20 protein-coding genes are annotated in these 20,986 nt (G+C 73.0%); 8 read left to right on the top strand and 12 right to left on the bottom strand.

All coding sequences use genetic code 11. The annotated features are described in order from the left end of the window. Positions 1-4: 4 nt before the first annotated feature. Positions 5-397, bottom strand: a complete 393-nt coding sequence (locus tag AFM16_RS04415) for a DUF5997 family protein (protein ID WP_078632506.1) — start codon at positions 395-397, stop codon at positions 5-7. Between the two features lie 58 nt (positions 398-455). On the opposite strand from AFM16_RS04415, the gene AFM16_RS04410 reads away from it, so the two are divergent. Then, positions 456-1,307: a LysR family substrate-binding domain-containing protein gene (locus AFM16_RS04410; RefSeq protein ID WP_078632504.1), complete on the top strand. Its 852-nt coding sequence runs from the start codon at positions 456-458 to the stop codon at positions 1,305-1,307. A 13-nt stretch (positions 1,308-1,320) separates the two neighbouring features. Here AFM16_RS04410 and AFM16_RS04405 read toward each other — a convergent pair whose 3' ends face one another. After that, the gene (locus tag AFM16_RS04405) at positions 1,321-1,800 is read right to left on the bottom strand and encodes an Lrp/AsnC family transcriptional regulator (protein WP_078632503.1); all 480 of its coding nucleotides are present in this window, start codon (positions 1,798-1,800) and stop codon (positions 1,321-1,323) included. Between the two features lie 264 nt (positions 1,801-2,064). Here AFM16_RS04405 and AFM16_RS04400 point away from each other — a divergent pair, with 264 nt between their 5' ends. Beyond that, positions 2,065-3,567: an FUSC family protein gene (locus AFM16_RS04400; protein ID WP_078632501.1), complete on the top strand. Its 1,503-nt coding sequence runs from the start codon at positions 2,065-2,067 to the stop codon at positions 3,565-3,567. A 197-nt stretch (positions 3,568-3,764) separates the two neighbouring features. Beyond that, complete coding sequence (locus AFM16_RS04395; protein ID WP_078636829.1) at positions 3,765-4,811, top strand: lactonase family protein; 1,047 nt, start codon at positions 3,765-3,767, stop codon at positions 4,809-4,811. Between the two features lie 101 nt (positions 4,812-4,912). Here AFM16_RS04395 and AFM16_RS04390 read toward each other — a convergent pair whose 3' ends face one another. Further along, a complete protein-coding gene (locus AFM16_RS04390; protein ID WP_107419021.1) occupies positions 4,913-5,836 on the bottom strand; it encodes a sirohydrochlorin chelatase in 924 nt (307 codons plus the stop codon). Positions 5,837-6,007: 171 nt separating this feature from the next. Continuing rightward, entirely contained in the window at positions 6,008-7,036 is a 1,029-nt protein-coding gene (locus tag AFM16_RS04385; protein ID WP_078632496.1) for an N-acetylglucosamine kinase, read from the bottom strand. Between the two features lie 128 nt (positions 7,037-7,164). Between AFM16_RS04385 and AFM16_RS04380 the strand changes: the two genes are divergently transcribed. Then, positions 7,165-7,842, top strand: a complete 678-nt coding sequence (locus tag AFM16_RS04380) for a uracil-DNA glycosylase (protein ID WP_030786879.1) — start codon at positions 7,165-7,167, stop codon at positions 7,840-7,842. Positions 7,843-7,876: 34 nt separating this feature from the next. Here the strand turns inward: AFM16_RS04380 and AFM16_RS04375 are convergent, their stop codons facing one another. Beyond that, on the bottom strand, positions 7,877-8,647 hold the full coding sequence (locus tag AFM16_RS04375) for a thioesterase II family protein (protein WP_078632494.1): 771 nt from the start codon (positions 8,645-8,647) through the stop codon (positions 7,877-7,879). 83 nt (positions 8,648-8,730) lie between these two features. Beyond that, positions 8,731-9,873 (bottom strand): WD40/YVTN/BNR-like repeat-containing protein, encoded by a 1,143-nt coding sequence (locus AFM16_RS04370; RefSeq protein WP_107419020.1) that lies wholly within the window; start codon positions 9,871-9,873, stop codon positions 8,731-8,733. A gap of 133 nt (positions 9,874-10,006) precedes the next feature. Between AFM16_RS04370 and AFM16_RS04365 the strand changes: the two genes are divergently transcribed. Continuing rightward, the gene (locus tag AFM16_RS04365; protein ID WP_078632492.1) at positions 10,007-10,585 is read left to right on the top strand and encodes an Rv1733c family protein; all 579 of its coding nucleotides are present in this window, start codon (positions 10,007-10,009) and stop codon (positions 10,583-10,585) included. 34 nt (positions 10,586-10,619) lie between these two features. On the opposite strand, the gene AFM16_RS04360 is transcribed toward AFM16_RS04365, so the two are convergent. Then, complete coding sequence (locus AFM16_RS04360) at positions 10,620-12,296, bottom strand: acyl-CoA dehydrogenase family protein (RefSeq protein ID WP_107419019.1); 1,677 nt, start codon at positions 12,294-12,296, stop codon at positions 10,620-10,622. Between the two features lie 84 nt (positions 12,297-12,380). Here AFM16_RS04360 and AFM16_RS04355 point away from each other — a divergent pair, with 84 nt between their 5' ends. Beyond that, entirely contained in the window at positions 12,381-13,130 is a 750-nt protein-coding gene (locus AFM16_RS04355) for a PaaX family transcriptional regulator C-terminal domain-containing protein (protein ID WP_078636827.1), read from the top strand. A gap of 93 nt (positions 13,131-13,223) precedes the next feature. Here AFM16_RS04355 and AFM16_RS04350 read toward each other — a convergent pair whose 3' ends face one another. The 3 genes from AFM16_RS04350 to AFM16_RS04340 all read right to left on the bottom strand — a co-directional run bounded on the left by AFM16_RS04350 (position 13,224) and on the right by AFM16_RS04340 (position 17,004). After that, positions 13,224-14,030: a pectate lyase gene (locus AFM16_RS04350; RefSeq protein ID WP_078632488.1), complete on the bottom strand. Its 807-nt coding sequence runs from the start codon at positions 14,028-14,030 to the stop codon at positions 13,224-13,226. A gap of 159 nt (positions 14,031-14,189) precedes the next feature. Further along, positions 14,190-15,572, bottom strand: coding sequence for a nucleobase:cation symporter-2 family protein (locus AFM16_RS04345; protein WP_078632486.1), 1,383 nt, complete (start codon positions 15,570-15,572; stop codon positions 14,190-14,192). 97 nt (positions 15,573-15,669) lie between these two features. Further along, a complete protein-coding gene (locus AFM16_RS04340) occupies positions 15,670-17,004 on the bottom strand; it encodes an FAD-dependent oxidoreductase (protein ID WP_078632484.1) in 1,335 nt (444 codons plus the stop codon). A gap of 146 nt (positions 17,005-17,150) precedes the next feature. On the opposite strand from AFM16_RS04340, the gene AFM16_RS04335 reads away from it, so the two are divergent. After that, complete coding sequence (locus AFM16_RS04335) at positions 17,151-17,954, top strand: DUF6214 family protein (protein ID WP_306293466.1); 804 nt, start codon at positions 17,151-17,153, stop codon at positions 17,952-17,954. A gap of 18 nt (positions 17,955-17,972) precedes the next feature. On the opposite strand, the gene AFM16_RS04330 is transcribed toward AFM16_RS04335, so the two are convergent. After that, on the bottom strand, positions 17,973-18,611 hold the full coding sequence (locus AFM16_RS04330; RefSeq protein WP_078632480.1) for a DUF305 domain-containing protein: 639 nt from the start codon (positions 18,609-18,611) through the stop codon (positions 17,973-17,975). Positions 18,612-18,828: 217 nt separating this feature from the next. On the opposite strand from AFM16_RS04330, the gene AFM16_RS04325 reads away from it, so the two are divergent. Next, a complete protein-coding gene (locus tag AFM16_RS04325; RefSeq protein WP_370628011.1) occupies positions 18,829-20,292 on the top strand; it encodes an LVIVD repeat-containing protein in 1,464 nt (487 codons plus the stop codon). Here AFM16_RS04325 and AFM16_RS04320 read toward each other — a convergent pair. Next, on the bottom strand, positions 20,280-20,963 hold the full coding sequence (locus AFM16_RS04320) for a TetR/AcrR family transcriptional regulator (protein ID WP_030786923.1): 684 nt from the start codon (positions 20,961-20,963) through the stop codon (positions 20,280-20,282). The genes AFM16_RS04325 and AFM16_RS04320 overlap by 13 nt on opposite strands. Between the last annotated feature and the right edge of the window lie 23 nt (positions 20,964-20,986).

Genomic DNA, 20,986 nt, shown 5'->3' with positions numbered 1-20,986 from the left:
GGACTCAGTCCTCGGCGGCCGCGCGCTCCGCGTCGCGCTTCTTGATGCGGGCGGTCTCCTTGCGGACCTCGGCCTGCGTCGCCCGCTCCTTCGTGAGCCACTCCGGCGCGGCGTCCTTGAGCGCGTCGATCTGCTCGGTGGTCAGCGCCTCCGTCACCCCGCCCCGGGCCAGGCCCGCGATGGACACGCCCAGCTTGGCCGCGACCACCGGACGGGGGTGCGGGCCGGTCTCGCGCAGGGCCCGCAGCCACTCGGGCGGGTTCACCTGGAGCTCGTTCAGCTCGGCGCGCGAGACCACGCCCTCCTGGAACTCGGCGGGCGTGGCGGGGAGGTACACACCCAGCTTCTTCGCCGCGGTGGCGGGCTTCATCGTCTGGGCGGTGGCGTGCGACTTCATACGGTCCAGGGTATCGGCCGTCGGCGGGACCTCCGACCACAGCCGGTAGCCTGGCGGGATGACCGACTCGGCGGATTCCCCCTCGTTCCGGCTCGCGTACGTCCCCGGAGTGACGCCCGCCAAGTGGGTGCGGATCTGGGAGGAACGCCTGCCCGGCATCCCGCTCACCCTGCTCCAGGTCACCCCGGCCGAGGCCGCCGACGCCCTGCGCGACGGCTCGGCCGACGCGGCCTTCGTCCGCCTCCCGGTCGACCGTACGGTGTTCAGCGCGATCCCCCTCTACACGGAGACGACGGTCGTCGTGGTCCCCAAGGACCATGTGATCACCGCGGCCGAGGAGATCACCCTGGACGACCTCGCCGACGAGGTGGTTCTGCACCCCCTCGACGACGTCATCGGCTGGGCGGAGCCGCCCGGCGAACCCGCCTTCGAGCGCCCGGCGACCACGGCGGACGCCGTCGAACTCGTCGCGGCGAACATCGGCGTCCTGGTCGTCCCGCAGTCGCTGGCCCGTCTCCACCACCGTCGTGACCTCACCTATCGCACGGTCGTGGACGCCCCGCAGTCGAGCATCGCGCTGTCCTGGCCGGAGGAGGCGACCACCGACCGGGTCGAGGACTTCATCGGCATCGTCCGCGGCCGCACGGTCAACAGCACCCGCGGCCGGCAGACCCCGGCGGAGCAGCGGGAGGGGGACGGCGGGGGTCGCGGGCGCACGGCGGGCGCCAAGGGCGGCGCTGCGAAGAGCGGCGCGGCCGGGAGGAGCGGTGGCGCCAAGGCCGGGGGCACCAGGTCCGGGGGTACGCGGGCCGGTGGCGCCAAGACCGGTGGCACCAGGTCCGGCGGCGGCCCCAAGGGCGGTGGCGCCCGGCGCGGTACGGGCGGCGGCAAGCCCCGGCGCCGCTCGTAGCGAGCGGCCCCTGCTACCGGCCGGCGGCGGTCCGCCCGATCGACTCCACCAGCGGCAGCAGCCGGTGCGGCACCCGCTCCCGCAGGGCCACCTCCGTCCGGGTGCGGACCACGCCCGGCAGGCTGATCAGCTTCTGGATCACGTCCTCCAGATGGGCGTTGTCGCGCGCCACGACCCGGGTGAGGAGATCGCCCCCGCCGGTGATCGAGAACGCCTCCACGATCTCCGGTACGGCGGCCAGCGCGTCACCCACGTCGTCGAGATGGCCCTGGGTGACCTCGATGTGCACGAACGCGAGCACCGGGTGGCCGAGCGCGGCGGGGGAGAGGGCGGGAGCCGTACCGGTGATGACTCCGTTGCGCTCCAGCCGGTCGAGCCGGGCCTGGAGGGTGCCGCGCGCGACCCCGAGGACCCGGGCGTACTCCCGCACGCTGGTGCGCGGCTGCTCCAGCAGCAGTCGCAGGATGCGGGTGTCGAGTTCGTCGACGGCCATGCGCCCGCCCTCCTCGTGTCCGTGTGTGATCGGTGTCGTGGTGATCGTCAACGACTCTAAGGCGGCGCATCCGACGCGGGGGTCCGTCGGCTGGTCCGTTGGCCCGCGGACGGCCATCGCACGACCGTTTCGCCTGGGCCATTGGTCCAGCGATCGCGAGGGCATTTGAACCATCATCCGTCCAGGTGTTGAGATAGACGCGTCAATGGCGCTGCGGACCCCGCGGCGCCTTTCTCATGCCGTGGTGCGGAAGGGCGGGGCAACTTGCTGAAGAGGGCGTTCATCGCGCCGGACCCGGGGCGCGTGCGACTGCGCTTCGCGTCCCGGGCGGTGCTCGGCATCGGCCTCGCCGTCGTGCTGTGCGGCCTGGCCGGGCACTCGCTGGCCGCCACCATCACCGGTGGCCTGGCCGCGCTGCTCGCCCTGTTCACCGTGACCGACCCGACCGTGCGCGGCCAGGCCGTGACCACGGCGTTCCTGCCGGTCGTCGGACTGCCCGTGCTCGCGCTCGCGGCCGTGCTGCACGAGCTGCCCGTCGCCCGTGACCTGGCGTTCCTCGCCGTCGTGGGCGCCGGGGTGTACGCCCGGCGGTGGGGGCCGCGCGGTCACTCCCTCGGGGTGTTCGCGTTCATGACCTACTTCGCGGCGCAGTTCCTGCACACGGTCCCGGGCCAGCTCCCGGAGCTGTACGCGGCCGTGCTGCTGTCGCTGGCCGCGTCGTCGGCGGTGCGGTTCGGGCTGTGGTGCTACGAGCGGACGCTGCCCGCGCCGGTGGCCGTCGCCGTACCCACGGGCGGGACCGGGCTGGCGCGGATCACCACCCGGCAGGCGGTCCAGGCGACCGTGGGTGCGGCGTTCGCCCTGGCCGCCGGGCAGGCGCTGTCCGACCAGCGCTGGTACTGGGCCGTGGGCGCCACCTGGTGGGTCTTCGTGAACACGACCTCGCGCGGCGAGACGCTCGTACGGGGCTTCCGCAGGTTCCTCGGAACGGTCATCGGGATCGTCCTGGGCCTGCTCGTGGCCGTGCCCCTGCACGGGGAACCGGTGGCGACCGCCGTGATCGTCGCGGTCAGCGTCTTCGGCATCTTCTACACCGCGGCCGTCTCCTACACCTGGATGATGCTGGCCGTCACGGTCATGGCCAGCATGCTCTACGGCCTCCTCGGCCTGCTCGACCCCGCCCTGCTCGCCCTGCGGGCGACCGAGACGGCCGTGGGGGCGCTGGGCGCCGTGCTCGCCGTCCTGCTGGTGCTGCCGGTGACCACGCACGCCGTGACCGACGCCTGGGTGGAACGCGCCCTGCGCTGCGTCCACGCCTGCACCGCCGAGGCGGCCGCCCGGCTCGCGGGCTCCCCCACGGCGGACCCGGCCGCGCGCGTGGCCGAGCTGGAGCAGATCCTCGCCCGGGTACGGCTGTCCCTGGCGCCGCTGGTGCATCCGCTGGCCCCGATGAAGGCCCGCAAGGCGCGCGCCCGGCACGTCCTCGCCCTGCTCGACGACTGCGCGCGCGAGGTGCGCGGCCTCGCCTCCGTCGCCGCCGACCCCGTGGCCTCGCACGACGCCCGTCTCGCCGCCGCCTGCTGGCGCGTGGAGGCGGCCGTCGAGGCGCTCACCGCCCCGCCGTCGGGCGTACGGCGCGCCGACCCGCAGTCGTCCGACAGCACGGAGACCGAGCCGGTGCTCCTCCACCTGCACGCCCTGGAACAGGCCCTCCTCCAACTGGCCGTCCCGCTGAGCAGCTCGGGCCGCGTCCCGGCGCGCGTCTGAGTCACCCACGCGGGCACTCCGCCGACCGCGTCACCCGGCACGCCCGGTGACGCGGTCGCGCCACCGCGTCCGCGGGCCCTTCCGGCGCGTCGAAACCCCGCGCGAGCAGGTCCGCCGCATGACCCGATCTGGTCTAGACCGCGGCTGATCGACTGCTACCGTCAGCCCCGGACAGGACGGACCGAGAGGGGACAGTGGTGGCAGACCTCGGCGGACGGGGACGGCGGGCGTTCATCGGTTCCTTCACGGCGGCCGGCGGCCCCGGCATCGTGACCGCCGCCGTGGACCGGGACAGCGGCGCGCTCACCGTCCTGAGCAGCCTCAACGGCCTGCCCGACCCCTCCTACCTGGCCCTCTCGACGGTCGGCGACACCCTGTACGCGGTCAGCGAGACCACCGAGGGCGCCGTGGCCGCGTACCGCGTCGACGGCGACGTCCCCGAACCCGCCGGCACGCCCGTCCCGGTCGACGGCAGCGGTCCCACGCACCTCAGCGTCTTCGACGGGCACGTCCTGACCGCGAACTACGGCTCGGGCAGCGTCAGCGCCGTACCCGTGCGCCCCGACGGCACCCTCGCCCGCGCCGCGTCCGGGGTGCTGCGCCACACCGGCTCCGGTCCGCACCCCCGCTTCCAGCAGCGGCCGCACGCCCACCAGGTGCAGCCCGACCCGAGCGGACGCTGGGCGGTGAGCGTGGACCTCGGCACCGACTCGGTGCGGGTGTGCGCGCTGCGCGACGGCGGCCTCACCGTGCACCGCGAGCACGCGCTGCGCCCCGGCTCCGGGCCGCGCCACCTCGCCTTCCACCCCGGCGGCGGGTACGCGTACGTCGTCAACGAACTCACCCCGACCGTCACCGTCTGCCGCTGGGACGCCCCGGAGGGCTCCCTGAAGCCGCTGGCGGAGACCGCCGTCCTGCCGGGCGCGCCCGAGGGGGACGCCTATCCGTCGGGCATCGCCGTGGCGCCCGACGGCCGGTTCGTGTGGACCGCGACGCGCGGCGAGGACGTGCTGTCGGTGTTCGCCGTGGAGGCCGGGGGAGAGGCGCTGCGGCTGGTCGGCACGGTGCCGTGCGAGGGCGACTGGCCCCGCGACATCACCCTCGACGCCCAGGGCGCCTTCCTGTACGTCGCCAACGAGCGCTCCGGTGACGTCACCTGGTTCTCCCTCGACCCGGCCACCGGCCTCCCGCGCCTCGCGGGCAGCGTCGCCGTCCCGGCCGCCTCCTGCGTGGTCCTCGGCTGACGAGGCGCCCGGCCCGCGCGAAGGACCCGGCACAGCGAAGGGCCCGCCCCTCGGGGCGGGCCCTTTCGCGTCGTGCGGGGGCTGTTCGGTGGTGGCAGGTGTCAGCGCGCCGGGGCGCCCTGGGGCTGCGGCGGGGCGATACCGAGGGCGGACGTGTACTTGGCCAGCGCCAGCTTGCCGATCGCCGGGTAGGGGCCGAGGGCCTCCGCCGCGGCACAGCCGGCCTCCTCGGCCGCCGCCGCGATCAGCGACGCGTCGATCTCCGGGCCGATCAGGTACGGCGCCAGCGCGAGCTGCTGCGAGCCGGAGGAGCGGAGCTGCTCGGCGACGGAGGCGATGGAACCCTCCTCGTCGAGGGCCGCCGCCATCACCGGCACGGCCAGGCGCGCGGCGAGCAGCATGCCGGTGATCCCGGCCGCCTGCACGGCCTCCTCGCCGCCCACGGTGGCCAGCACGATGCCGTCCGCGGCCGTCGCCACGGTGAACAGCCGGGCGCGGTCCGCGCGGGCCAGACCGGCCTCGGAGAGCCGCACGTGCAGACCCTCGGCGAGCAGCGGGTGCGGGCCCAGCACATCGGCCAGGTCGGCCGCGACCTTGCTCTCCATGACGGCCTGGCGCACCTGCCGCAGCAGCGAACCGTCGGGGCCGGCCAGCAGCGGCACGACGACGGCGACCGGGCCGTCGGGCTCCTTGGCGTCCAGACCGGCGGCGCGGGCCTGCTCGTAGCGGGCGGTGCGCTCCTCGGCGGTGTACGACAGGACGTTCTGGAGCGTGGGGAAATCGGCGTCGTCCCCGTCCAGGTAACCGATGCGCGCGTCGAGACCGGGCAGCTCGGAGCGAGCGATGCTCACGATCTCCTCGGCGAGGCCGCGGGTGGCGGCACTCGGCGTGCCGGGCACCGCGAGGACGAGCGCGGGCGCGCCCTCGGGAGCTGCCAGCGGCTCGGGTCGGCGGTGCCGCCCGGGCTGGCGGGGACGCGGCATTCGTACGGGCAGGCCGGACGAGGGCCCAGTGGGGGAGCTCATGGCGCCGCATGTTACTTGTTTCCTGGGCTCCCCTGTTCGGGGAGGGTGCAGGTGAGCGGGATCCGTCCGGTTTTGTCTGATGAGTTACGTGCGGATCAGAAGTGATCAGCGTGTTTTCCGGGTGACTTGCCCTCGAAGGGAGCAATCCCCCTTTCGGGTGGGCGTGTACGGCTACGCGTCGCGCCCCGAATCCGCCTGCACGCCTCTCACCACGGAGAACAGCGTTCCGTCCACCGGCAGACCGACCGGCCCCGCGGCCAGTCCGACGGCCATCCGCACCGCGCCGTGCAGCGGATCGCCCTCGGCGGGCACCCGGCGCGCCCGCGGCAGCAGCCGGGCGAACTCCTCCGCCACCGGGACGAGCAGCGGGTCGCCCAGTCCCGTCAGGCCCCCGGTGAGGGCGACGACGGCCTCCCCGTCCGCCGGGCAGACGGCCGCCGCCGACTCGGCCAGATGCCGGGCCGCCGCGCGCAGCACCCCCACCGCCACCGGGTCCCCCTCGGCCGCGCACTGCGCGACCCGGGGCGCGAAGGAGGCGAGGACCGCCGGACGGTCCGGACGCGGGTAGACGTGCCCCGGCAGACCCTGCGGCGGGCCGAACTGCCGCTCGGCGGACGCCAGCAGCCGCGCCGACCCGCCGGCCCGGCCGTCGTACGCGCGCAGCGCCGCCTCCAGACCCGCCCGTCCGATCCAGGCGCCGCCACCGCAGTCGCCCAGCAGATGACCCCAGCCGTCGGCCCGGTGCCAGGCCGTCAGATCCGTGCCGATCGCGACGAGTCCGGTGCCCGCGGCGACCACGGCACCCGGCCGCACCCCGAGGGCGCCCACGTACGCGGTGACGGCATCGGCGGCCAGCGCGGTCGTCCGGACCCCGAACTCCCGCGCCAGGGCGCCCGGCAGCACGGCGCGCAGTCCGTCGCCCAGGGTGGCGAGCCCCGCCGCGCCCACGACGGCCGTGGCGGGCCGCTCGACGCCGGTCTCTGCCGCGAGGGCGCGCACCAGGGGCACGAGGCGGCTCATCAGGTCGTCGGGATCGATCCCCCGCTCGCCGGTCCGCACCGGAACCCCGGACGCCCGCACGGCCGGCGCGCCCCCGCCGACGGCACCGACCGCCACGCGCAGCCCGGAGCCGCCGGAGTCGACGGCGAGGAAGCCGTGGGCGGGCCTCGTGGTGTCGGTGAAGTCCTTCGGATCGGTCATGGGGGCGGCTCCGTTCCTTCGCCGTGCAGCGGTTTTCGGCCGTTTCGGTTCGCTTCTGGTTCGTTCCCTTTCGATCTTCCTCGGCGGCCCGCGTCCGGTGTCAGTGCCTGCCACTAGAGTGACGTCTCGTGGCACCTCGACCTTTGAACGAACTCGTCGAAGCAGGCTGGGCCAAGGCCCTCGAACCCGTGACCGAACGCGTCGCGAGCATGGGGGACTTCCTCCGGGCCGAGATAGCGGCCGGCCGGACGTACCTCCCCTCGGGGGCGAACGTCCTGCGGGCTTTTCAGCAACCCTTCGACGACGTCCGCGTCCTGATCGTCGGACAGGACCCCTACCCCACCCCCGGCATGGCCATCGGACTGAGCTTCGCGGTCTCGCCCGAGGTGCGGAATCTGCCCGGCAGCCTCATCAACATCTACCGGGAACTCACCACCGACCTGGGCGTGCCCCAGCCGTCCAACGGCGATCTGACGCCCTGGACGCAGCAGGGCGTGCTGCTGCTCAACAGATCGCTCACCGTGGCCCCGCGCAAGCCGAACTCGCACCGCGGGAAGGGCTGGGAAGAGGTCACCGAACAGGCCATCCGCGCCCTCGCCGCGCGCGGGAAGCCGCTGGTGTCCATCCTGTGGGGCCGGGACGCGCGCAATCTGCGCCCGCTCCTCGGCGACCTCCCGGCGATCGAGTCCGCGCACCCGTCGCCGATGTCGGCGGACCGGGGCTTCTTCGGCTCCCGCCCCTTCAGCCGGGCCAACGACCTCCTGGTCCGCCAGGGCGCGCAGCCGGTGGACTGGCGCCTGCCGTAGACCACATCCGGCGCGCGGTGCCGCGGGGTGGGCGCTACAGGCGCTCACCGGTCAGCGCCGCCAGCCGGTGTGCGAGGGCGGCGGTGACCTCCGCGTGCCGGTCCACGAGGTAGAAGTGCCGGCCGGGGAGGACGACCGCGTCGAAGGCGCCGGTGGTGTGGTCGCGCCAGGCGTCGGTGTCCCGCGGCGACACCTTGGGGTCGTCCGTGCCGTTCAGCGTGGTCACCGGGCAGCTCAACGGCGGTCCCGGCTCGAAGCGGTAGCCGGCCACCGCCTCGTAGTCCGCGCGGATCACCGGCAGCGCGAGACGCACCAGCTCCTCGTACTCGAAGAGCTGCGGGTCGGTGCCGCCCAGCTCCTTCACCTGCTCGATGAGCGCCCGGTCGTCCAGCAGATGGGCGGACTCCGGCCGGTGCCGGGACGGCGCGTTGCGCCCGGAGACGAACAGGGCCAGCGGCGGACGGCCCTTCGCCTCCAGCCGCCGGGCCACCTCGAAGCCGAGCATCGCGCCCAGGCTGTGCCCGAACAGCGCGAACCCGCGGTCGGTCCAGGGCAGCAGCTCGGTGACCACCCGGTCGGCCAGCTCCGTCATGTCCTTGATCAGCGGCTCGTTCCGCCGGTCCAGGCGGCCCGGGTACTGCACCGCGAGGGTGTCGACAGCGGGGCTCAGCGACCTGGCCAGCCCGGAGTAGAAGGCCGCCGAGCCGCCCGCGTGCGGCAGACACACCAGCCGGACCGGCGCGTCGGGCGCGGGCGCGTACCGCCGTATCCAGGGCGAGTCGGCGGGACTGTCGAACGCGGTCATGTCACTCCTCGGTCGGCCGGACCGCCCGTCACGGCACAGGTCCTGACACCGTACTGGGTGACCGACGCGCCCCGCGGGCCGGCTCAGTCGATCACCGCCGCCCGTACGCACAGCACGTCCGGCAGATGGGAGAGGAGCTGCCGCCAGGTGTCGCCGTCGTCGGCCGAGGCGAACACCTCGCCGTTGCGGTTGCCGAAGTACACGCCCGCCGGGTCCCCGTCGTCCGTCGTCAGCGCGTCGCGCAGCACCGTGCCGTAGTGGTCCTCCTGCGGCAGGCCCGCCGTGAGCGGCTCCCAGCTCCCGCCCGCGTCCGAGGTGCGGAACACCCGGCAGCGGTGGCCGGCGGGCACGCGGTCCGCGTCCGCGTTGATCGGGAAGACGTACGCCGTGTCGGCCCGGCTCGGGTGCGCGGCGATCGCGAAGCCGAAGGTGGACGGCAGGCCCTCGCCGATGTCGGTCCAGTGCGCGCCCGCGTCGTCGCTGCGGTACACGCCCCAGTGGTTCTGGAGATACAGACGGTCCGGGTTCACCGCGTCCCGGGCGACCTTGTGCACGCACTGGCCGAACTCCGGGTTCGGATCGGGCAGGAACACCGCGGAGACACCGGAGTTGGACGGCTCCCAGCTCGCCCCGGCGTCGGCCGTGCGGAACACCCCGGCCGTCGACACCGCCACGGTCACCGCGCGCGGGTCGCGCGTGTCGGTGAGGACGGTGTGCAGGCCCTCACCGCCGCCGCCCGGCACCCACCGCGAGCGCGTCGGATGCTCCCACAGCGGGCGGACCAGTTCGAAGGACTCGCCGCGGTCCTCGGAGCGGTACAGCGCTGCCGGTTCCGTGCCCGCGTACACCACGTCGGGCTCGGCGGCCGCCGGGTGCAACTGCCAGACCCGCTCCAGCGAGGCCCCGGTGTCCTGCGGGAACTTGACGGCCGGTGCGGCCGGTTCGGTCCAGGTGCGGCCGAGGTCGTCGGAGTGGAACACCGACGGGCCCCAGTGCGCGCTGTCACCGCCCGCCAGCAGCCGCGGGCGCTCGCCTCTGGTGTCGATGGCGATCGAGTAGATCGCCTGCGCGTTGAAACAGGGGGAGTCGTCGAACTCCCAGGTGCCACCGCGCCGACGCCCGACGAACAGGCCCTTTCGGGTGCCCACGGCGAGCAGTACCTCGGTCATGCCGATCACCTCCGCGACGTCCTTGTCCCAGACACCGGCCAGTCTGCACCCCACCACTGACAGTCACCTCCGGGAACGTCATCGCCGCAGGTCGCGACGGCGACGGCGGCCGACGTGAGCAGCCGGACCGCCCGCGCCGTAAGGGAGGACGGTCCTGGGGGTTCGCATGTCCATGAGGAGGAAGCGCTCGATGGCGTTCCGCGGTCGGAAGGTGTGGTGGTGGCGGTGGCGGCGCAACCCGCTCAAGCGCCGCGCCGACACGGTGGAGGCGTGGGTCGTGCTCGGCGCGTGGACGCTGACCCTCCTCGTCGGGGCGCTGGCGGGATGGGCGGCCACCGGGGCCGTCGAACGGAGCCTGGCCCGGGAACGCGTCGAGTGGCGCCCGCTGGTGGGCCGGCTGACCGGACAGGCGCCCGGCAAGCCCACGGCCGGCTCCACCAGGGGCGACCACGTGTGGGCCGAGGTCGCCTGGACCGGCCCGGACGGCTCCGCCCACACCGGCCAGGTCCGCGTCGCCTCCGGCAGCCCCGCGGGCACCGCGGTCACCCTCTGGACGGACGGCCGCGGCCGCCTGGTCACCGAACCGGTCACCCCGTCCCAGGCCCGCCTGCGCGCCGTCCTGGTCGGCTGCCTCGCCGGCACCGGCGCGGCCGGCTTCCCCTTCGCGGCCGGCCACTACCTCCGCGGCCGCCTCGAACGCCGCCGCATCGGACAGTGGGACACGGACTGGGCCGAGTTCGAGGCGGTGTGGGGGCGGCGGATGGGGTGAGGCCGGGGCGCCCACCCCTCGGACGCTCAAGCTCTCAGAGGCCCAGGCTCCGCTCCAGAATCCCGTCCACGTCCGCCCCGCCCGGCAGCGTCCCGAAGGCGTGTCCCCAGTCGCCGGAGAGCCGGGTCGCGCAGAAGGCGTCGGCCACGGCCGGCGGGGCGTGGCGGACCAGGAGGGACGCCTGGAGGGTGAGGGCCATCTGTTCCACCAGGCGGCGCGCGCCGGCCGGTGTCGCCTCGCCGAGCAGGGTCCGCAGGCGGGTCACCGCCGAGTCGAGGCGGGCGTCCGCCCCCTCGGCGAGGGCGAGTTCGGCGAAGAGGGCGTCCGCGGTGGCCGGATCGCGGGTCAGGGCGCGCAGCACGTCGAGCGCGTTGACGTTGCCCGAGCCCTCCCAGATCGACAGCAGCGGTGCCTCGCGGTAGTGCCGGGGCATGCCCGAGTCCTCGACGTACCCGTTGCCGCCCAGGCACTCCAGGGCCTCCGCGGTGAAGGCGGGACCCCGCTTGGTCACCCAGTACTTGCCGACGGCGGTCGCGATCCGCCGGAACGCCTGCTCGCCCGCGTCCCCCCGCACCGCGCGGTCCGCGGCCCCGGCCAGCCGCAGCGTGAGCGTGGTCGCCGCCTCCGACTCCAGCGCCAGGTCGGCCAGGACGTTGCGCATCAGCGGCTGGTCCATCAGCAGCGCCCCGAACGCGCCCCGGTGCCGGACATGGTGCCCCGCCTCGACGAGCGTCTTGCGCATCAGCGTCGCCGATGACATCACGCAGTCCAGACGCGTGCAGTTGACCATCTCGATGATGGTCTTCACGCCCTGCCCCTCGGGCCCCACCAGCCAGGCCACCGTGCCGTCGAACTCCGGCTCGGAGGACGCGTTGGAACGGTTGCCGAGCTTGTCCTTCAGCCGCTGGACACGGAACGTGTTGCGGGTGCCGTCCGGCAGCACCCGCGGCACGAGGAAGCAGGACAGCCCGCCGGGCGCCTGCGCCAGCACCAGGAACACGTCGCACATCGGCGCCGAGGTGAACCACTTGTGCCCGCGCAGGGTGTACACGCCGGGCTCGGCCGTCGGCGTGGCCGCCGTGGTGTTCGTCCGGACGTCGGAGCCGCCCTGCTTCTCCGTCATCCCCATCCCGGCGAGCAGCCCGCGCTTCGACGTCGGCTCCCGCAGCCCCGGGTCGTACTCCCGGCTGGTCAGCAGCGGCTCGTAGACCTTGGCCAGATCGGGCTCGCGGCGCAGCGCGGGGACGGCCGCGTACGTCATCGACGTGGGGCAGCCGTGCCCGGCCTCGCTGTGGCCCCACACCAGCCCGCCCGCCGTCCGGGCCACGTGCGCGCCGGGCCGGTCGTCGGCCCAGGGCGCCCCGGCCAGCCCCTCGGCGACGGCGACCCGCATCAGCTCGTGCCAGCTCGGGTGGAAGTCGACCTCGTCGATCCGGTGGCCGTAGCGGTCGTGGGTGCGCAGCACCGGCTCGTGCCGGTTCGCCAGCTCGCCCCACTCCTGCGCCTCGGCACCGCCGGCCAGCAGCCCGATCCGGCGGACGTCTGCCTCCGCCCACCCGGCCCCCTCCCGCCGCAGCCCTTCCAGCAGCGCGGTGTCGGCGGAGGCGTCGTAGGGAGCGAGGGGCGGCGCCTGATTGGTCACGTCGTGCGTCGCGGACGACGAGGGCTGCGCGAAGGACCGCGCGGGGGACTGCACCGAGGTCGAGGTCATACCCCTCATGTTGCACTTTTCCTGCGGCTGTAGCAATAGTGCAACATCATGGGGGGCGTACAGGGCGACGTACAGTTCGTGCCCATGCGCATGAACGTCTCGGCGGAACCCGGCGCGGTCGACCTTCGGCCGCTGTCCGCGCGGTCCGTGGTGCTCAGCCTGCTGCTCGGCACGCACCCGCCCGAGCTGCCGGCGAAGGACCTGGTGCGCGGGGTGGAGCCCTTCGGCATCGGCGGCTCGACGGTCCGCGCGGCGCTCAGCCGGATGGTCGCGGCCGGTGATCTGCGGCGCGCGGACGGCGTCTACCGGCTCAGCGACCGGCTGCTGGAACGCCAGCGCCGCCAGGACGACGCCGTGAGCCCCGACACGCGCGCGTGGGACGGCGACTGGGAGATGGCCGTGATCACCGCGACCGGCCGCGGCCCCGCGGAACGCGCCGACCTGCGCGCCCGGTTGACGGCCCTGCGGCTCGCCGAACTCCGTGAGGGCGTCTGGCTGCGCCCCGCCAACCTGGGCCGCCCCTGGCCCGCCGGCCTCGACGAGGTGCTCCGGCACTTCACCGCGCAGCCCGCCGGACCTCCCGTCGCGCTGGCGGCGGACCTGTGGCCGCTGGACGCCTGGGCGGACACCGCCAGGGCACTGCTGACCCACGCCGAACGCGCCCGTCACCCCGCCGACCGCTTCACGGCCGTCGCCGCGGTCGTACGGCATCTGCTCGCCGACCCCGTGCTGCCCGCCGCGCTGCTGCCCGCCGACTGGCCGGGCCCCGCCCTGCGCGCCGCGTACGAGGAGTACCGGCGCACCCTCACCGCCGCGACCCTCGGCGGCGGCTAGCGCACACGGCAACGGCGGCCGTGCGAAGCGCCGTTGACGGGCGCTCCGCACGGCCGCTTTCACCGTGGGGGGAGAGAACCGAGGGCCGGGGGCCTACTTGTAGGTGATGTCCGAGGACGTGTACTTGCAGTAAGTCCCGTCCGCGCCCGAGCCGTTGGTGGACGGCTCCTTACCCGTGTTGTTCCCGATGTACTTCTGGCACGGCACGATCTTCTTGCTGCTGTCGCCGACGATGGTGATCTTCTTCAGGGTCGTGCTGTCGCCGTAGTTGGTGTTGATGCCGACCAACTTGCTGCCCGAGTAGGTCGCCTCGACGGTGTCGAGGTTGATCGTCCGCTTGTACTGCGTCGAGCAGTTGCCGCAGGAGCGGACGAAGGTGCCGAAGCTCTGCACCGCGAAGTTGGAGACGTTGAGCGTGCCGGCGCCGTTGAACTGGAACACCTTGTCGCTGGCCGACCGCGCCCCGCCGCCGGAGACGGTGTAGACGTTGGACGACGAGGAGCCGCGGAAGGTGGCGGCGTCCTCGCCGACGTCCTCCCACCAGACGTTCTGGAGCGTACAACTGCCCTTGCAGTGGATGCCGTCGGCGGCGGGCGCGCCGAGGATGACGTTCTTGACGACGGCACCGGCCGCCAGTTCCAGGATCGGCCCCTGGTCCTCGTCCTGGCTGCCGCTGCCCAGGTCGCCGGTGCCGTAGAGGCGGATCATCCCGTAGTCCTTGGTGCCGGAGACCGAGATGGTCGAGGAGACGGCCTGGCTGCCGCTCGCGCTGGGCCAGGTGGCCGCGCTCGCCGGAGTCAGGCCACCGCTGGCCATGAGCATGCCAACGGTGATACCGGCCGCGGCCAGCGAGCCGGTCAGTGCGCGCCTTCGGGCGCGTGGTCGTGTCGCAGAAGTCATGTCCCGTTCCTTCTGTGGTGGGGGTGAGAGGGCGGGGTGTGCGCGTACCTGAACGATGTACGGCACTCTGAACAGCCTGCTGATGCAGTGCGGCCTTTGGGGGATCTCGTCGAGCGGCTCGGTCACACTGTTGAACGGAACGTAGAGGGTAAGCGCTTTCTAGTCAACGCCTCCCGCAGAAAGCGGCTCCTCGGCCGAACGACCCTTCCGGGGAAGGTGGTTGAAGACGAGGTTCAGCACGATCGCGGTCACGCAGCCCGCGCTGATCCCGCTGTTCATCACCGTCTGGAACCAGTCCGGGAACCGCGCGTACACCGTCGGCACCCCCACCGGCAGGACGCCCATCGCGACCGAGACGGCCACCACCGTCAGATTGTGGTTGCCCTTGAAGTCGACCTCGGCCAGCGTGCGCAGCCCGCTCGCCGCGACCGTCCCGAACATCACCAGCCCCGCACCGCCGAGCACCGGCGCCGGGACCGCCGCCACCACCGCGCCCAGCTTCGGCAGCAGCCCGAGCACCACGAGCATGCCGCCGGCCGCCGCGACCACCCAGCGGCTGCGCACCCGGGTCATGCCGACCAGGCCCACGTTCTGCGCGTACGCCGTGTAGGGGAAGGTGTTGAACACCCCGCCCAGGACGGTGGAGAGACCGTCGGCGCGCAGGCCGTCCGCGAGCGAGCGCCGCTCCACCTTGCGGTCGGTCATCTCGCCCACCGCGATCAGGTCACCGGTCGTCTCGGTCATCGTCACCAGCGCCACCACCAGCATCGAGACGACGGCCGAGACCTCGAACGTGGGCGCGCCGAAGTGGAACGGCGTGCTGACCCCGAGCCAGTCGGCGTCACCGACCCCGCCGAAGTCCGTGAACCCGAACGGCACCGCGACCGCGAGCCCCACCGCGATACCGGCCAGCACCGCGATCCGGCTCAGGAACTCCGGCGCGAACCGCTGCACACCGAGCACCACCGCCAGCACGAACGCGGCGAGCGCCAGGTTCTTCGGCGCCCCGAAGTCCGCCGAACCCACTCCGCCGGCCGCCCAGTTGCCCGCGACCGGCAGCAGCGAGAGACCGATGATCAGGATCACCGTGCCGGTGACCAGCGGCGGGAAGAAGCGCAGCAGCCGGCCGAACACGGGGGCCAGGAGCACGATCGCGAGGCCCGCCACGATCACCGAGCCGTAGATCGCGGGGAGTCCGCCGCCCGTCGTCCCGATCAGCACCATCGGGGACACGGCGGCGAACGTACAGCCCTGCATGATCGGCAGCCGTACCCCGAACCGCCAGAAGCCGACGCACTGGATCAGCGTCGCTATGCCGCACACCAGCAGGTCGGCGGTGATCAGATACGCCAGGTCGGCCGCCGACAGCTTCATCGCGCCGCCGACGATCAGCGGCACGGCCACCGCGCCCGCGTACATCGCGAGCACATGCTGAAGCCCGAACGCGGCCAACTGCCGTACGGGAGGCACCTCGTCGACGGGATGAACGGCAGCAGTGGATGTGGATGAGATGGCGGCGGACGTGGGCGGGTTCGTGGTCATGGGCACTCCAGCGCGGGGGCGGAATCCGGACAGCACGAGACCGTACGACTGTTGAACAGATTGTTGATTTCGCCGGTGTTGCCGATGTGTGTATCGTTCAGCGACCCGCGGCCGCCCACAGGGCCGCCCAGTCCGGCAGCTTCACCACGCCCCGCCCCAGAGAGGCTCCGAGCGCCGCCTCGGCCCGCTCGATCGCCAGCCAGCCGTCCCACCCGACCGGCTCCACCCCGGCCTCCCGCAGCAGCGGGAGCGCGTCGCCGGGCACCGCCCGGGAGGCGAGGGCGGGAGCGTCGGCGAGGAGCGAGGCCACCGTCTCCTTCGCGCACGGCCGGTTGGTGCCGATGACCCCGGTCGGGCCGCGCTTGATCCAGCCCGCCACGTACTCGCCGGGCGCCACCGCGCCCTCGCGCAGCACCCTGCCGTCCCGCTGCGGCACCGTGCCCCGCTCCGCGTCGAACGGCAGTCCGTCCAGCGGCACTCCGAGGTAGCCCACGGACCGCAGCACCAACTGCGCCTCGATCACCTCGAATCGGCCGGTCCCGGTCACCCCGCCGTGTCCGTCCGGCGCGGTCCGCTCGAACCGCACGGCGCCCACCCGGCCGCCGTCCGCGAGGAGTTCGACCGGCCGCAGGAAGAACCGCAGCCTGATCCGCCGCCGTGCGCCCCGGTCGGGAAGGGCCGTCCAGGCGCGCAGGACCTCGACGTTACGGCGCTGCGCGGGCGGCAGCCCGGACGGGTCGCGGTACGCCGGATCCAGCGCGAGTTCCGCCTCGTCCACGATCACGTCGGTGTCCGGCAGCGCGCCCAGCTCCCGCAGTTCCTTGGTGGTGAAGCGGGCCTGGGAGGGGCCGCGCCGGCCCACCATGCTGATCTCCGTGATCTCGCTCGCGGCCAGCGCGGTCAGCGCCCCCTCGGGCATGTCCGTCGGGCTCAGCTCGGCCACGCCGCGGGCCAGGATCCGGGTGACGTCCACCGCGACGTTCCCCACGCCGATCACCACGGCCGACCGGGCGCCCCGCACGAAACCGTCGGTGACCGTGTCCGGATGGGCGCTGTACCAGGACACGAACTCCGTCGCCGACCAACTGCCCGGCAGCTCCTCGCCGGGGATGCCGAGCCGCCGGTCGGCGGAGGCGCCCACGCAGTACACGACCGCGTGGTACAGCTCGCGCAGCCGGTCGACGCCCACCCCGCCCGCCCCGACCGGGACGCCGCCCAGGAAGCGCACGCGCTCGTGCTCCAGCACGGTCCGCAGGTTCCGCTGGAGCGACTTGATCTTCTCGTGGTCCGGGGCGACGCCGTACCGGACCAGGCCGTACGGGCACGGCAGCCGGTCCAGGACATCGACGCGCACCTCGGGATCCTGCTGGACCAGGCACTGGGCGGTGTAGACCCCGCTGGGGCCGGATCCGACCACGGCGACACGCAGCACGGAGGTGCTCCTTCCCGTGGGGGACGGAGGTGATCGCTGGTGTCTTCAGCATCGCACCGTTGCCGCTCCGCTGACAGGGTGCTGTGCCCGCGGGACCCGTGCGTGTCCGTTCGTATGGAAAGTGATCATGCGGTTACGTTGCGTGTGTGCTAGAAGCATCGTTTCTTAATCTTTCCGATCGGTCCGCCGAGGACGGCACGGTGTCCGTCCGGCCCGCCTGGGAGGTGCGGGAGGGTGCCGGTGCCACGTCCTGGTTCCATGTGCGGCTGGAGTTCCCGGACGGCGCGCGGGTCGAGCTGCTGGCCGTCGTCGCCGACGGGCACGTCTCCATCGAGGACGTCCGCGCCCAGCCGGCCCTCTCCCTGATCGACCTGACGGAGCTGGCGGACTGGATCGAGGGACCGCTGTTCGAGTGGTGCGGCGGGGGTGTGCCCGCGGCGGTGGAAGCCCAGGTGGCCCTTCCGGCGGCCGGTGAGGCCGGCGGGCCCGAGGGGTACGGCGGAGTCGGCGGGGGCGGGGGATACGGCGCCGGTGACGCCGTCGACGGGTGCGGCCTGCCGGCTGAGCCCGGTGGCACCCCTGAGCCCGGCGGCACCCCCGAGCCCGGTGGCATCGCCGGTCTCGGCGCCGCCGTCGAACCCGCCGTGCCGGCCGAGGAGCCCGTACCCGTCGGCCCTGCCGAGGACGCCGTGAGCGCTGTGCCCGCCGAGCGCTCCGAGCCGCCTGGACCCCCCGGACCCCCCGGACCCCGTCGGGCCCGGGCCGCGTGGCCCCGTGGGGCTCAGGGGCGGTGGCTGGTCGCGCAGGAGTACCGCGCCGCCCAGGAGGACGGCTTCGACCCCGTCCTCGCGGTGATGTGCGCGACCGGGCACAGCCGTCGCAGGTCGCTGCGGCTGATCGCCCAGGCGCGGGACGCCGGGTACCTGGCGCCGCGGCACGCGCGACGGTGAGACGGTGGCCGGAGCGGGTCACAGCATCCGGCGCATCCGGTTGATCTCGCTCGTCTGCTGGGCCACCACGTCGTCCGCCATCTCCTCGATCAGCAGGTTGTTGCCCTGTGCCTTGACGTCGGTGGCCATGGTGATCGCGCCCTCGTGATGGGCGATCATCAGGGTCAGGAAGAGGTCGTCGAACGCCTTGCCGTCCGCCGCGCGCAGCTTCTCGAGCTGCGCCGCGGTGGCCATGCCGGGCATCGTGTCATGGGTGTGGGTGTCGGCGGTCTCCGACTTGCCGTGGGTCTTCAGCCAGCCCCGCATGGTCTCGATCTCCGGCTGCTGCGAGGCGGAGATGCGCAGGGCGAGGCGCTTCACGTCCCCCGACCGGGCCCGGTCCGGGACGAGCCGGGTCATCTCCAGCGCCTGGGCGTGGTGCTCGATCATCTTGCGGGCATAGGCCACGTCGGCCGAGTTCGGGGTGTCGTCCTCGGCGCGCCGGTCCGCCGCCTCCTCGGCCGAGAGGGTGCTGTTCGCCTCGCCCGGCAGGCCCGGAGCGATCACCGAAGGGCCGTCCGCCGCACCCGACTTGGCCTCCGTGTCCGAGTCGCAGGCGGCCAGCGCCAGGACGAGCGACGCGACCGCGGTGACCAGGGCTACCCGGCGGTTGAGCACAACGACCTCCAGTGACAAGGGAATTGGGGAACGGGACCGTCCACTCGGGGATCTTTGCCCTACTGATCAAAATCATTCATGACGAATGCGTTGCCGACCTTTGATCTGTGCATGATGAAGACGATACTTCGGAGCACCGTGAACCGTTCCCCCACGAACGGCAACTAGGGAGGATGCAGTGACCCTGTTGAACGATCCCCGAACGCGGCGCAGACGCATGGGTGTCGTAGCCGCCTGTACCGGACTTCTGGCCGCACTGCTCACCGCGGTACCGGCCGCCGCGACCCCCGACCCCGGGGACGCACCGGCCGCGGAGCAAGGGATCTCCCGCAGTGCTCAGGCCGAGGCCGCCGAGGCGATAGCCTCCGGCGAGATACCCGGGCAGGACGAGATCGTCCACTCCGACAACATCGAGCACCTCGTCAACATCCCCAAGGACGCCTTGCCGGGCACCAATTCGGACCTGGCGTTCCAGGGCAAGTACGCCTTCGCCGGCAACTACGACGGCTTCCGCATCTTCGACATCAGCAAGCCGAAGGCGCCGAAGACCGTCGCCCAGGTGCTCTGCCCGGGCTCGCAGAACGACATCTCGGTCTCCGGCGATCTGCTCTTCCTCTCCACCGACTCCTCGCGCAGCGACAGCAGTTGCAACAGCACCACGCAGCCCGCGACGGAGAAGTCCTCCTGGGAGGGCATGAAGGTCTTCGACATCAGCGACAAGCGCAACCCGAAGTACGTCGCCGCCGTCGAGACCGCCTGCGGTTCGCACACCCACACCCTGGTGCCCGAGCGCAAGAACGTCTACGTGTACGTCTCCTCGTACTCGCCCAGCGCCACCTACCCGGACTGCCAGCCCCCGCACGACGGCATCTCCGTCATCAAGGTGCCGCGCAAGGCGCCCGAGCGGGCGGCGGTCGTGAGCTTCCCCGTCCTCTTCCCGGGCGAGGGCCCCGACGGCGGCGGCAACCCGGGCTCGCCCACCAACCCGGGCGTGTCCAAGACCACCGGCTGCCACGACATCACCGTCCTGCCGGACAAGGACCTGGCGGCCGGTGCCTGCATGGGTGACGGCATCCTGTTCTCCATCAAGGACCCGGAGAACCCGAAGGTCATCGACCAGGTCCAGGACAACGTCAACTTCGCGTTCTGGCACTCGGCGACCTTCAACCAGAAGGCCGACAAGGTCGTCTTCACCGACGAGCTGGGCGGCGGCGGCGCGGCCACCTGCAACGCGGAGATCGGCCCGGACCGCGGCGCGGACGGCATCTACGACATCGTCGGCAAGGGCGACAAGCGCAAGCTCGTCTTCCGCAGCTACTTCAAGATCCCGCGTCACCAGGCGGACACCGAGAACTGCGTGGCCCACAACGGCTCGCTGATCCCGGTCAAGGGCAAGGACCTCATGGTCCAGGCGTGGTACCAGGGCGGCGTCTCGGTCTGGGACTTCACCAACTCCTCGAAGCCGAAGGAGATCGCGTACTTCGAGCGCGGCCCGATCTCCACCACCACGCTCGTCGGCGGGGGAGCCTGGTCGGCGTACTACTACAACGGCTACATCTACTCGAACGACATCGCCAAGGGCTTCGACGTGCTGAAGCTCAGCGACCGGCGCACGGATCCGGCGAAGCGGATCCGCCTGGACGAGCTGAACGTCCAGACCCAGCCGGACTACTTCGACTGACCCTCGCGCTTCGTCCCGGTCGACTCCGTGGCGAAGAACCGCGACAGGTCCGTGTCACATCTCCCGCCGGGCGCCTCGGCGTCCGGCGGGACCCCCAGCTCCCGGTCCAGCCCGTACCGCTCGAACAGCTCCTCGCGCATCGCGGCGACCGGCATGCCGACGGTGGGCAGCACGATCGCGAAGACGGCGCCCATCAGCACCGAGCGCAGCATCGGGTAGTCGGCGTCCACGTTCTGTGACCCGTACCGGGCCAGGGTGTCCCGCAGCAGTTCGGCCAGCCGCTGCTGTTCCGGGCAGCGCACGAACCCCTCGGCCTGGAGCAACCCCGCCATGTGCTGGCGCATCAGCACCGTGCGGTTCCCGGCCAGGCCCAGGATCGCGTCGATGGCCCGTGCCATCCGCTCCCGGCCGTCCTCCGTGCGCGGCTCGCGCTCCAGGGCCTCTTCCAGCGTGCGGTGCATCAGCCGGTGCACGGCCGACTGCACGAGCTGGCGCTTGCCCGGGAAGTAGTACGACACCAGTCCGCGGGCCGAACCCGCGCGGTCCGCGATGTCGCCGAGCGTCGTCGCCTCGTAGCCGTGCTCGCTCACCGCCTCGACGGCCGCCTGAAGCAGCCGCTCCCGGGAACGCCGTCGCAATTCTTCATTGACCGAGGCGCTGCGCGGGGACATCCTGTAACTCCTGCGTTGACTGG

Source organism: Streptomyces antibioticus, assembly GCF_002019855.1.
Lineage (GTDB): Bacteria > Actinomycetota > Actinomycetes > Streptomycetales > Streptomycetaceae > Streptomyces > Streptomyces antibioticus_B.
The sequence above is the reverse complement of the archived record's forward strand: the minus strand, read 5'-3'. Positions and strand labels throughout refer to the sequence as shown.